Genomic DNA, 13,414 nt, shown 5'->3' with positions numbered 1-13,414 from the left:
TTAATGACTCACGCCAAGATAGGCATCGATTACAGTTTGATCATTACGCACCACGTCTGGAGTGCCGTCACCAATTTTTCGACCATAATCTAATACGACTACCCGGTCTGCTATGTCCATTACTACGCCCATGTCATGTTCGATGAGCACAATAGTGGTGCCAAACGTGTCGTTCACATCTAGAATAAAGCGACACATATCCTCTTTTTCTTCTACGTTCATGCCCGCCATGGGTTCATCAAGCAAAAGCATTTTTGGCTGCGCAGCTAAAGCACGCCCCAACTCAACACGCTTTTGCAAACCATAAGGCAAGCGCCCTACTGGGGTTTTACGAATCGCCTGAATCTCTAAGAAATCAATAATGTGTTCAACAAACTCACGATTTTCAATTTCTTCTTGTTCCGCTGGGCCTTTCCATAAAGCCTGCCACAGCATATTTTTATGCATGTGCGTAAAGCGCCCAGTCATAATATTATCCAGCACACTCATGCCTTTAAACAACGCAATGTTTTGGAAGGTACGAGAAATACCCTGATAAGCAATCTGATAAGGTTTCATGGAGTGACGCTGTTTGCCATCAAACCAAATCTCCCCTTGCTGGGGATGATAAAAGCCGTTAATTACATTGAGCAGGGAGCTTTTACCAGCTCCATTAGGGCCTATAATTGCACGAACCTCACCTTCCAAAACATCAAAGCTAATATTACTGATGGCTTTTACACCGCCAAAAGATAAGTCGATATGTTTCAGCTCTAACAGTTTTGAGGCCGCTTCCATTTTTTGCAATGGTTCACTCATGGATTAGCTCGCTTGGGCAACAGGGTTATAGGTTTTGGCATCATGGATACTGATGTCACCAGAAATTTTACCAACGCGACCATCTTCAAACGCAACTTCGGTTTCAATAAAGCATTGCGTTTTGCCTGCATACAATGCATCGATCAGCACTTTGTAACGTTCGTTTATGAGCTTACGTTTAACCTTTTTCGTGCGGGTTAATTCACCGTCATCAGCATCTAGCTCTTTGTGTAATATAAGAAAGCGGCTAACCTGAGAATGAGCTAACATTTCGTCACCTAATAACGATTCGTTCACCTCAGAAACACTTTCACCCACCATTTTGTTGACTTCAGGGTGCGCTGCTAGCTCTTGATAAGAGGCATAGGCAATGTTGTTTCTTTCGGCCCAATTACCCACCGCACCTAGGTCAATATTGATAAAGGCCATGCATTCATCACGACCGTCACCAAAGGTTACGGCCTCTTGGATATGAGGGAAAAACTTAAGCTTATTTTCAATGTATTTAGGTGCAAACATTTTGCCACTGTTAAATGCACCTACATCTTTAGCCCGGTCAATAATACGTAAGTGGCCACTTTGGGTCATAAAGCCAGCGTCACCGGTGTGAACCCAACCTTCAGACGTTTTAGTAGACGCTGTAGATTCTGGGTTTTTAAAATAACTGTGGAACGCACCTGGGCTGCGGTAGATCACCTCGCCATTATCAGCTATTTTCAGTTCAACACCCGGGCTTGGAGTACCTACTGTGTCTGGAAAAACTTCTCCATCTGGCTGTACCGTAATAAATACAGATGATTCTGTTTGGCCGTAAAGCTGCTTAATGTTGATGCCTAGGGAGCGATAGAAATCAAAAATCTCACCACCAATAGCCTCGCCTGCGGTGTAAGCTAAACGCACACGACCCATCCCCAAAGCATCCTTAAGGGGTGCGTATACCAGCACATTACCCAGAGCATACTTAAACCGGTCAAAAAGGCTAACTGACTTTTTTTCTAATAGTTTAATCCCTGTTGTCTTAGCCACTTGCATAAAATATTTAAACATTTTTCGCTTAAATGGCGCCGCGTCTTCCATGCGTATCTGCACGTTAGTCAATAAGCTTTCAAACACTCTAGGTGGGGCAAAATAATAGGTAGGTCCAATTTCACGCATGTCTGCAGCTATCGTCTCAGAGCTTTCTGCACAATTAACACAAAACCCCATAGCGTAAGATTGGGCGTAAGAAAAAATGTGATCGCCAATCCAAGCCACTGGCAAATACGCTAGTATTTCTTCGTTTTCAGTAAGGCCTTCAAGTAAACCCCCGTAGTATCCTGTTAGTAGGGTGTTATCGTAGGTCAACACCACACCTTTAGGTTGACCCGTAGTGCCGGACGTATAAAGGATAATAGAGACATCCTCTCCCTTTCCCATACTGACAAGCTGTTGATATTGTTTTGGGTTCTTTTTTCGAACTTCTTCACCTTGTGCTTGTATCGTCACAAAATCTTGAATTTTGACTAGTTCTGGGTCGTAACCTTTCATGCCGCGAGGATCATCATAAATAACTAGCTCTACTGCGGGGCACCGGTCTTTTACATCTAGAATTTTGTCCACTTGCTCTTGGTCTTCAGCCACAATGACTCGGGCTTCAGAATGCTCAATCACAAATTGCATTTCACCTGCTACGGAGTCATGGTAAGTCGGCACAGGCACCGCCCCTAAGGATTGCACAGCACACATAGTCCAATAAGTGCGTGGACGGTTACCACCGATAATAAGAACTGCGTCACCAGCTTTAACACCATTAGCCTGCAAGCCTAAGGCAAACCTCTCAACTTCATCTGCTACCTGGCTCCAAGTCCATGACTGCCATATGCCAAATTCTTTTTCACGCATGGCATCTTTATTGGTAAACATACGCGCATTGTGTTGCAAAAGTTTGGGGAAAGTATCTAGTCCCGGTGCCGGATAAGTCGGTTTTTTCGAGCTTTGGGTCATAATAGACTCTGCTTTAAAATATTCTTGTTTTGTCTAAGGTACCCTCAGACAAGATTCACTGGTATTAGATATATGTCGGTTCATAGACTTAGGTCTAAATGCGGGTTAGAGGTCTGCAGTGGGGGTTAGTGAGTTTTGACACCCCCCAATGACCAGCCACCATTGACCGTGGTACCCTACCCACACTTTTATTTAAACCATTTATTTCTCTATGTTCACCAGCGGCTCTGTACTACTTATTTCTCTGACTTACTTTGCCCTTCTGCTAGGTGTGGCGAAGCTTGGAGATAAGCTGCTGTCATATAGGGCCTACGCCAACCAACACCTTCAGGCCATTATTTACAGCCTATCCTTGGCGGTCTTTTTAACTTCTTGGACATTTTATGGCTCTGTAGGCCGTGCGGCTACGTCTGGGTGGGATTTTCTGGGTTCCTACCTTGGGCCAATACTTTTTTTCCTGCTCGGCCATCGCGTCATTTACAAAATCGTTCTTATTGCCAAGCGTGAAAATATTGGTTCTATTTCTGATTTTATCTCCTCACGTTATGGCAAAAGTAGGCGGCTTGCTGTAATTATTAGCCTCATAGCTACCTTGGGTTTACTGCCCTACATTGCCCTACAACTTAAAGCAATAGATCTGAGTTACGCTGTACTCACCGCCCAAGACGGTTTGCGTGACTCTCAGGCAGATATTTCGGTATTGATGATTGCCTTACTAATTGGTATTTTTAGTGTTTTATTTGGGGCCCGCCAAGTCGATACATCAGCCCATAACCCGGGCATGGTTTTAGCCATTGCAGTAGAGTCTTTGGTTAAGCTTGTTGCTTTTGTGACCATTGGACTGTTTGCAACTTATGTCGTTAATGATGGTTTTAGTGATATTTTTAACCAACTAGAAGAACAAAAAGGCAGCAGTAGTCTGGCTGCCTTCGATCCATTTCGCAGCAGCTTCATTATTGAAAGTTTTTTAGGTGTTATTGCTGTTGTTTGCCTGCCACGCCAGTTCCATATGTTAGCGGTAGAAAATACCAATCCACAACATATCAACACTGCAAGATGGTTGTTCCCCCTTTATATGACAAGCATGTGTGTATTTATGATCCCTATTGCTTGGGCCGGCAGCCAAGCTTTGGCTGGAACGTCTACCAATGCAGACCTGTACTCTTTAATGATGCCTATGGCTGAGGGACAAACTGGCCTTGCCATCTTAGCTTATATAGGGGGTATTTCTGCCGCTATGGGCATGGTTGCTGTATCCACCATAGCCATAAGCACCATGCTTACTAATGACATTATCATGCCATTTATATTGCATGTACGTGCAGTTGATGTATCACAAAACAAAAACCTAGGCCACTTGCTGCTTAACCTAAGGCGCTTGAGTATTTTTGCCGTTTTACTGCTGGCTTATGGTTACTATCTGCTCATCGATAGTGGCACTGCACTGGTCTCTATTGGTTTATCAGCATTTGTTGCGGTAGCACAATTTGGCCCATCTTTATTTGGTGGAATTTTTTGGCGAGGTGGCCATGTACGTGGTGCCACAATAGGTTTGTTAGCTGGTTTTTCCGCTTGGGTATATTGCTTATTGTTACCCAACCTTACGGGGTTATTCCTGCTGTCTGGGAACATAATTAGTTACGGCCCTTTTGGTATTGAGTGGCTTAGGCCCACAGCATTGTTTGGTTTGCAGTTGGACCCAATTTCACACGCAACTATTATTAGTTTAGGCCTTAACGTGTTCTTCTATATCATTGTTTCTAAAATGAGTAAGCCAAGACTAATTGATCGCATACAAGCCGACTTGTTCGTAGACACTTTGTCTCAGTCTGCACTTATTGAAAGCCGCCGCCACCATACTGGCCTTTCAGTGGATGACCTATTCACTTTACTGGAGCGATTTTTGGGCTACCGAGCCACCATGGAATCACTAAAACAGTTAGCCATTGAAGAACCCCAATTAGACTTACATAAAGATGCGCCTATTAATGCCCAGCTTATACGTCACTTTGAACGCACTTTAAGTGGCATTATTGGCACTTCCTCGGCACGGGCTGTAGTGGAATCTAGCCTAAACCAAAAAGACGTCCATTTAGGTGATGTGGTTTCTATCGTGGGTGAGGCAGCCAAAGCCGTAAGCTTTAACCGAGGCCTTTTGCAAGCCACGATAGACAATGTAAGCCAAGGCATCACTGTAATCGACAAAGACCTTCATCTAGTGATGTGGAATAAACGTTATTTAGCACTTTTTGACTTCCCAAAGGGTGTCGTGAAAGTAGGCACTCCCATAGAAGAAATTATTCGCCTAAGTGCTTTAAAAGGTGAATACGGTGCCATCGACCCTGCCCGTATTGTTAAACTACGTATGGCAATGATTATTCGTGGAGAACAGCATCGCAGCATTCGTTATCGTGAAGATGGTACTGTGATTGAAGTACGGGGTCACGCTATGCCCGACGGCGGTTATGTTAATACCTATGTAGACATTAGTGAACAACACCACGCCGAATCTGCCCTAAGAGAAAGTGAAAAAAATCTGATTGAAGCCAACGAAAGCCTAGAAAAACGAGTTAATGATCGCACTGAAACTCTGTCTCAGGTAAACCTAGAGTTACACCAAGCAAAAGCACAAGCCGATGCAAGCCATCAAAGCAAAACCCGTTTTTTAGCGGCTGCTAGCCACGATTTAATGCAACCTTTAAACGCGGCAAAACTATTTTCTACGGCCCTAGCCCAGCGTCAGCAAGACTTGCAAAAAGACCCTCAAAGCCAACAACTTGCAGAATATTTAGATGCCTCCTTGGCTAGTGCGGAACAATTGATTAGTGATTTAATAGAAATTTCTAAGCTAGATGGTGGTGGCACAGACCCACAGCTAGAGCATTTTTGCGCCTCCTCACTGATGCAACAGCTGGCTAATGAATTTACCGTACTGTGCCAACAAAAAGAGTTAACCTTTCACTTGCAATGCAGCACAGCAACCCTTTACAGCGACCCAAAGATGTTGCGCCGTGTGTTGCAGAACTTCCTAACCAATGCTGTGCGTTACACCGAAAAAGGCAAGGTGCTTTTAGGCTGCAGACGGTCAGAACATGGCCTAGAAATACAAGTATGGGATACCGGCTTTGGCATACCTAAGAACCACATAGAAGATATATTTATTGAGTTTAAACGCTTAGAGAGTGGCCCACATGCACAAAAAAATGGCATTGGTTTAGGCTTGGCTATTGCCCAACGCACCGCTGGGGCTCTGTGCCACCCATTGCAGGTTGTTTCTCATTATGGCCAAGGCTCTATGTTCTCTATTCGAGTTCCTTGGGGCGATTCTGCACTCACAAAAGCACAAGAGACAAGCACAGAATCACCAACAAACCACTATCAGCTTAATGGTTTTAAGGTATTAGTGCTGGACAATGAAGTGAGCATTCAGCAAGGCATGAAATCTATGTTAGCTTTGTGGGGATGCGATGTTTATTGCATAGCCAGTGCAGATCAGGGGCTAAAGCTCATTGCCTCCATGCCTGCTGAAACTTGGCCACAACTCATACTGGCAGACTATCATTTAGACCAAGGGCTTTTCGGTACTGATGCAGTCACACAAATGAGGTCGGCAATGGCTCAAGACACTCCTGCTATCATTATTACTGCAGACCGCAGCAATGAAATGAAACATATCATTAAAGAGTCAGGCTTTGGGTTAATTCATAAACCACTTAAACCTGCAGTACTGCGCAAACTTATTAACCGTTTGCTTTAATCCGTATCAAGGATACAAGTGAGCTAAAACCCCTCACAAGGTGGCTCGTTTTAGATCGTCTGGTGATGAGGGTCTTCTACTTTTAAGCGATTAAAAAAGATCACCGCTTGGGTGCGGTTGGTAACCCCCAGTTTACGGAAAATCTCAGTCACATGGGCCCTTACAGTGGCATCAGTCACTAGAAGTTCTGAGGCAATTTGCTTATTGTACAAGCCTTCACCAATCATTGTTAACACCCGCAATTGTTGTGGTGTTAACGAGCCTATGCGTTCAGCAGTGTTCTCGCCAACTGGCTCTATTGCAGGTGCTGGCAGATTATCAGGTATCCAAACCTGACCTTGAATAACTGCATCAATAGCTACAGCAATGTCTTCGTTTGAGGCTGACTTAGGTAGGAAACCACTCGCGCCTAAGGCCACAGCTTTATGTATAACACTTGGATTATCATTACCCGACACAATCATAACGGGCATCTCTGGAAAGTGTTCACTAACCTGCACTAATCCAGTAAATCCATGGGCGTCTGGAATATGTAAATCGAGTAAAAGAAGGTCTGCTTCTATGCCTGTTTTTAACAAATTCAATAGCTCAGGCAAGCTACCTACCTCCAAGATTTGCGCACCAGCAAAGCGCTGTTGCAATGTATGGGTCATGGCAGTACGAAATAAAGGATGGTCATCGGCAATAATAAACTGCATAAGTACTATTCCTTAATGAAATACTGACTAAACTATTAAGCCCACACCCAACGCAAAGGTTCGCCAAAATCGTCGTATATCCACTTCTTAGTGGGACGGCGGTTGGTTTTAATGGGCGTAGGAATAGGTTTAGGTAAACGTCTCTCTTCTTTGCGCTTTTCAATGGCATCAACCTGAGAGGACAAAAGCGTACGCGTTTGCACTTGGCTAGCAACTGCTGGGCGTTGCTGATTAAAGCAGCCATTCACTAAAGCCGTTTCACCTTGCTCTACCTGCTCTACACTTCCGCCACGCGCCAGAAAATGAGCTACATCTTGGGCTAACTCTTGTTTAACCTGATGTTTATTAGGGGGTAACCTAAGTCGTGATTTTGGGCGGCTGGTCAATGTCATAGGGTGACGGCAAATAGAAACGCAGTCGACTATGATAACACAGGTTTTATTTTCAGGTATGTTGTAAACTGATGCCAGCCTATAAAGACAGTTTTACGTGCATTGTGTGCCCTAGGTGCTATTATTTGTGGTCTAAAAAATTCTAACAATTCAAACACAAGGTATGGCTAATTTTATGACTACCCTCGCCATCAACTATAAGGACATCATTGTGGCCAGCCAACGTATCAAAGGCCACGCTGTAATAACGCCGTTGCTTGAATCGCCGATACTTAATCAAGAGTTAGGCGGGAGAATATTATTCAAAGCTGAAAATATACAACGCACTGGCTCGTTTAAGTTTCGTGGAGCCTTCAATAAACTCAGCATACTTTCCCAAGCCAACCAACTTTCTGGTGTGGTGGCTTATTCTTCTGGTAACCATGCTCAAGGCGTTGCTGCTGCCGCAGCTTACTTTGGGGTGCCTGCCACCATTATTATGCCAGCTGATGCGCCACAGATTAAAATTACCAATACCAAAACCCTTGGCGCTAGGGTGGTGTTATATGATCGAAATACAGAAGACCGTGAAGCCATCGGCCTTAAACTGGCTCATGAACATAATCTCACACTCGTTCCACCTTATGATGATGCAGACATTATTGCAGGCCAGGGCACTGTTGGCTTAGAAGCTGCCAATCAGTTTGAGGCGCTCGGTTTAGTGCCAGATCAAGCCATTGGGCCGATTGGCGGCGGAGGCTTAATGTCAGGTACTGCCACAGCACTCAAATATCACTTTCCAAACATTAATATTTGGGGCGCAGAACCTGAAGGTCATGACGATGCCGCACGATCAATAGGCGTTGGCCACCGCCTGGCCAACAAAAATGCGCCCTCTTCTATTTGTGATGCTATCGTCACGCCCATGGTTGGAAAGCTTACGTTTCCCATAATTCAGCGTTATTTGGATGGCGCTAAGGCAGTGGACGACCAACAAGTATTAGTCAGTATGGCCAGGTGTATGCAGCTATTAAAGCTTGTAGTGGAGCCTGGAGGCTGTGTTGGGTTAGCTGCTATTTTAAATAACAGCTTAGCGGTAAAAAATAAAACCACTTTAGTGATTTTATCTGGCGGTAATGCAGACCCAGCAATGCTGGGCCTGGCACTGCAGCAGTGAGAGCTATTCAGTAGGCGTTATGTCTACATTAACACTTAAAAATTCACCCGTAGTGTAGGGAATGGTGGTGGTCATTTGCCATATGTTGCCACCAAACTCGATGTAGGTTTTGTAACCCGTCACTTGGCTCACCGAGCGCTGTTGCATTACTACATCACAGACTTCTTGTTGCTTATGACCCACAATAACTTGTTTGCTTTTGCCTTTCTTATTAGCAATGTCTGCACCAGCAATAGCCCCGAGTATGGTTGCAGCATCTTTGCCAGCACCACCGCCAATCTGGTTGCCTAATAAACCACCAAAAATAGCACTCGCAACAACATCGGCAGTAGAGGCCTGTTGCCCTCCAGCTTGGGCGCCGTAGATTGGAATTTTCTCAAACCGACAGGATTTAACGGGTACTTCCTGATAAACCTGAGCAACGATCTCGTCAGAATTCTGTAGCACTTTAACCAGCATTGTTTGGGCCTGAGCACTGCTAGCTAGTACAAGGCTAGAAACGGCTAAAGTCACATTTAAAGCAAGCTGTGTCGTCATTTTCTGGATAGTTTGTGATGTTATTTGTTTCATTTCATTTTCCTTAACATTATCATTCCACTAAGTAGACTCACACAATGGCAATTAATTCCCCCAAATTGCGTCAAACTATGTAAATAGTCACCGTGTCATTGATCAGCTAACAGTTCTAACCAATGTTTAACAGGCACATCTTCCGCGCCCCCTAAATGCAGTTGGCAGCCAATATTGGCGGTGACAATAAGCTGTGGGTTATCTATGGTTAGGTCCTTTAGCTTTTGTGTACGAAGTTCATGGCTCAACTTGGGCTGCAACAGCGAGTAAGTTCCTGCTGAGCCACAACATAAGTGATCATTAGTGGTGAGTGCGGTTTCTATACCTAATCCGTCTAATAATGCCTTTACTTTGTATGGCAGTTTCATGGCATGTTGCTGGGTACACGGGCAGTGCACAGCAACCTTGCCTAAACTTGCAGCTTGACTCAACCGAGCGTTTGTTAAACTTTGTTTTACTGGTGCAAGGTCTTCTGCCCCTAAGATTTCCACAATGTCTTTGGCTGCCTTTGAAACTTGGGCGGCTTTGTTTGCATAAGTGGGGTCATCACGCAGCATATAGCCATACTCCTGAAGTGCAGCACCGCAGCCAGAAGCAGTGATTACTAGCGCCTCAGCCCCTGCCTGTAATTCTGGCCAGATCAAATCAATATTGTGTCTAGCTTGATTAAGGGCTTTTTCGTGAGCGTTTAAATGATGATTAACAGCCCCACAACAGCCACTTTTCTGAAGCACCTTTAAGGTAATATTAAGTTTATTTAACACCTGTGCTGCGGCAATGTCAGTATTAGGTGCAGCACTTGCTTGGGCACAACCTGGCAAACTCAGCATGATGCGTTTGTGGTTACTTTTTACGGCAAGCAGTTTGGGAACCGATAGAGGGATGTGCTGTTTCAGTACCTGAGGTAATACTGGCCGAAACAACTGCCCAAGCTTGAGCATTGGGCCAAATCTAGCGCGATAAGGCAGCACTTGTCTTAAACTCCAGCGAACCAGCTTTTGCGCTATTGGGCGGGGTGCCTTTTGCTCTGCTACCACACGGCCTAGATCTACCAAATGGCCATATTCTACCCCAGAGGGGCAGGTTGTTTCACAGCTTCTACAGGTAAGGCAACGGTCCAAATGATGGCGAGTTTCTTGGGTAACAGGTTCGCCCTCAAACATCGCTTTCATCATATAAATACGCCCACGAGGGCTATCACGCTCATCTCCTAAAAGGAGGTAAGTAGGGCAAGTAGCCGTGCAAAACCCACAGTGCACGCAGGCCTGCAAGATGCCTTTAACAGGTGCAAATTGAGGTTGGTCAGCAAATTCTTTGGCAATGATTGTTTTCATAGTTTACATCCAAGAATATAATCGGCCAGCATTTAAAATCCCATGGGGATCAAAGGCGTATTTTATGCGTTGCTGCAAAGCTTGCTGTGGAGGGCTCACTGCACCAAATACCTGCGCTAGTCGATCTCCCCCTTTGTGCTGTGTCAGGCCTTCTAAAGGTGGGTTTGAGCCCGTTTCAAGTATCCATCGTTCAGCACCAGCCCAGTTAATCAAGGACGTGTTTGACACGGCACTAATCGGGGAGTCACTCGCTCCACTCCAGCGCCATAGTATCTGGTTAGATGTTGGCTGCAATAAGCGGCCTTCTTTTAGCGCTTGCCAGAATTCTTTCGCAGCAACGAAGTTGAGCTGCTCACCACCTAAAAAATTACTTGCCGAGGTAACACCGCTATCGCCACCTTGCAACCGAACGTAAAGCAGGCCTTGAAAGTGGCTCATGCCAGTAATGGGTAGGCTAAGATTAGCCCATCGCAACATAGCCTCTAGAGCAACTTCTGCCGTCATTTCAAACGTTACTGTATGGCCCGCTTTAAATTCTGGCAATAGTTTGATTGAGACATCTGTAATAAGGCCTAAACTGCCCATGGCACCGCACTGCAATCGCGTCACATCAAAGCCTGCTACGTTTTTCATAACTTGGCCACCAAACTGCATTGCTTCACCGTAGCCGTTAATAAGCCCTAAACCTAATAAACTGTCTTTAACACCGCCAAACCATGGCCGTGAGGCACCCGTCTGATTTGCTGCCACAGTGCCACCAATGGTGGCTTCACCGTTGAAGCTCGGTGGGTCAAAGGGTAATCGCTGTTGCTGCTCAGCAAGTAAATCATTGAGTTGAGAAATTTTTGTACCCGCACGCACTCTAATGACCAACTCGGTAGCACTATAACTAACCACACCCGTATGATTAGCCATATCAACTACCTCTCCCGAGGTTTCCCGACCAAGGTGAGCTTTGGTATTGCCAGCCTGTATTTTAAGGGGCGTTTTAGTGACGTACGCATGTTGAACCTGGTCTTCCAACTGCTGGGTTAAATCAACCATGTTGCAAGCTCCGGTATTCTTGGCAATATTTGAGAGTAGGAATCCCCTTACCTGGGTTTAACAACTCTTCACTGTCAAAAGCAGCCTTCAAACGTCTAAACTGCGCCAGCTCTGCATCACCAAATTGGTATGGCATTTGTGGCATTTTTTCTAAACCAACACCATGCTCGCCAGTAATAGTGCCTCCAACGTCAACACACAAGGTAAGAATGTCTCCACCGAGTAACTCCGCACGTTCAAGCTCACCATCAACGCTGGCATCAAATAAAATAAGCGGGTGTAGATTACCATCACCAGCATGAAACACATTGGCTACGCGCAGGCCATAAGTGTTGGACAACTCGCTAATACGGGTCAATACATGGCCTACTTTGCTGCGAGGTATCGTACCGTCCATACAATAGTAATCTGGTGAAATACGCCCTACCGCAGGAAAAGCAGCTTTGCGACCTTGCCAAAGGGCATCGGCTTCTGCTGCATCTTTGGCAACACGGACATTCTTTGCTCCGTGGAGTTTAAAGCACTGGCTTACCACCGCTAGCTGTTCTTCAACTTCGGCATCTGTACCGTCTAGTTCGCAAATAAGGAGTGCTTGAGCATCCGTAGGGTAGCCAACTTTAACAAAATCTTCCGCTGCACTAATGGCTAAATGATCCATCATTTCTAAACCCGCTGGTATAATACCCTGAGCGATGAGAGCCGCCACAGAATCACCGGCTGCAGTAACACTGTCGTAGGCAGCCAAAAGAACTTGTACCCGTGGTGCTCGCGGTAGCAATTTAACCTTGGCCTCTACCACTACACCTAACAGTCCTTCAGAACCAACAAATAAACTCAATAAATCCATACCGGGTTCATCTAAACCGTCACCCCCTAGGGTAATCAATTTGCCCTCTATTGTGACTAGGGTAACTTGCAGCAGATTATTCACTGTGAGTCCGTACTTAAGGCAATGAACTCCACCCGAATTTTCTGCTATGTTGCCACCAATAGTGCAGGCAATCTGTGACGACGGGTCTGGTGCATAATAAAGACCCATAGGTTTGGCTGCGTCTGTTAACGCTAAGTTACGCACACCAGGCTGAACTCTTGCAGTGGCCGTGTGTTGATTAATGTGTAAAATTTTATTCAGCTTAGTCATCACCAATAAGACACCCTCTGCATGGGGCATTGCACCAGCACATAGGCCAGTTCCCGCCCCCCTTGGCACCAGAGGCACTCGATGGGAGTAGCACAAGCGCAGAATTCCTTGCACTTGATCTACTGTTTCTGGGATCACTGTGATTAAAGGCAGTTGCTGGTATACAGCCAAACCGTCACATTCAAAAGGCCTTTGACTTTCTGTTGACATAATAAGGCCAGACGCTGGCAACAATTGTTGCAGGTCACTGATGAGTGCAGCTACATTCCCAGCTTCACCGGCCTGCTTCACAAGGTCGTTAGATGTATTTAATAAGGTATTCATAGATAGGGCTTAAACCATAAGTTATTAAATTGGTAATATTTTATTACCAATGCGTAACCTAGGTTATCATAAGCTGAGTTATACCCCAACTTTTTAGCGTTATAAGTACAGACTTATGATTTAGACAGGCCGCAAAAAGACACTAAAGTGCTTAAAATCTAATTGAGCTTTAGTAACGATGATAAAAAAGGCTTGGCGTGTTGGCACAGGAGCCTAT

10 protein-coding genes are annotated in these 13,414 nt (G+C 45.2%); 2 read left to right on the top strand and 8 right to left on the bottom strand.

The annotated features are described in order from the left end of the window. Together ABXT60_RS03350 and ABXT60_RS03345 are read right to left on the bottom strand one after the other, a co-directional pair. On the bottom strand, positions 1-798 hold the full coding sequence (locus ABXT60_RS03350; RefSeq protein WP_046485778.1) for an ABC transporter ATP-binding protein: 798 nt from the start codon (positions 796-798) through the stop codon (positions 1-3). 3 nt (positions 799-801) lie between these two features. Continuing rightward, positions 802-2,781, bottom strand: a complete 1,980-nt coding sequence (locus ABXT60_RS03345) for an AMP-binding protein (RefSeq protein WP_443631352.1) — start codon at positions 2,779-2,781, stop codon at positions 802-804. Positions 2,782-2,992: 211 nt separating this feature from the next. On the opposite strand from ABXT60_RS03345, the gene ABXT60_RS03340 reads away from it, so the two are divergent. Then, on the top strand, positions 2,993-6,538 hold the full coding sequence (locus ABXT60_RS03340) for a hybrid sensor histidine kinase/response regulator (protein WP_443631351.1): 3,546 nt from the start codon (positions 2,993-2,995) through the stop codon (positions 6,536-6,538). A gap of 50 nt (positions 6,539-6,588) precedes the next feature. Here ABXT60_RS03340 and ABXT60_RS03335 read toward each other — a convergent pair whose 3' ends face one another. Further along, a complete protein-coding gene (locus ABXT60_RS03335) occupies positions 6,589-7,236 on the bottom strand; it encodes a response regulator transcription factor (protein ID WP_443631350.1) in 648 nt (215 codons plus the stop codon). A gap of 35 nt (positions 7,237-7,271) precedes the next feature. After that, positions 7,272-7,628 (bottom strand): hypothetical protein, encoded by a 357-nt coding sequence (locus tag ABXT60_RS03330; RefSeq protein ID WP_443631349.1) that lies wholly within the window; start codon positions 7,626-7,628, stop codon positions 7,272-7,274. A gap of 175 nt (positions 7,629-7,803) precedes the next feature. Between ABXT60_RS03330 and ABXT60_RS03325 the strand changes: the two genes are divergently transcribed. Next, positions 7,804-8,784: a threonine ammonia-lyase gene (locus tag ABXT60_RS03325; RefSeq protein WP_443631348.1), complete on the top strand. Its 981-nt coding sequence runs from the start codon at positions 7,804-7,806 to the stop codon at positions 8,782-8,784. Between the two features lie 3 nt (positions 8,785-8,787). On the opposite strand, the gene ABXT60_RS03320 is transcribed toward ABXT60_RS03325, so the two are convergent. The 4 genes from ABXT60_RS03320 to ABXT60_RS03305 form a co-directional block, all read right to left on the bottom strand. Beyond that, positions 8,788-9,354 carry a hypothetical protein gene (locus ABXT60_RS03320; RefSeq protein ID WP_443631347.1) on the bottom strand — a complete coding sequence of 189 codons (567 nt, stop codon included), beginning with the start codon at positions 9,352-9,354 and terminating at the stop codon, positions 8,788-8,790. Between the two features lie 95 nt (positions 9,355-9,449). Then, a complete protein-coding gene (gene glcF, locus ABXT60_RS03315) occupies positions 9,450-10,688 on the bottom strand; it encodes a glycolate oxidase subunit GlcF (protein ID WP_443631346.1) in 1,239 nt (412 codons plus the stop codon). A 3-nt stretch (positions 10,689-10,691) separates the two neighbouring features. Further along, positions 10,692-11,732: a glycolate oxidase subunit GlcE gene (gene glcE, locus ABXT60_RS03310; protein ID WP_443631345.1), complete on the bottom strand. Its 1,041-nt coding sequence runs from the start codon at positions 11,730-11,732 to the stop codon at positions 10,692-10,694. Next, complete coding sequence (locus ABXT60_RS03305; RefSeq protein ID WP_443631344.1) at positions 11,725-13,197, bottom strand: FAD-linked oxidase C-terminal domain-containing protein; 1,473 nt, start codon at positions 13,195-13,197, stop codon at positions 11,725-11,727. The genes glcE and ABXT60_RS03305 overlap by 8 nt, the downstream gene beginning before the upstream one ends. Positions 13,198-13,414: the final 217 nt, after the last annotated feature.

This window comes from Candidatus Njordibacter sp. Uisw_056 (assembly GCF_047730085.1).
GTDB lineage: Bacteria > Pseudomonadota > Gammaproteobacteria > Pseudomonadales > Balneatricaceae > Njordibacter.
This window is presented reverse-complemented; position numbering and strand designations above follow the sequence as displayed.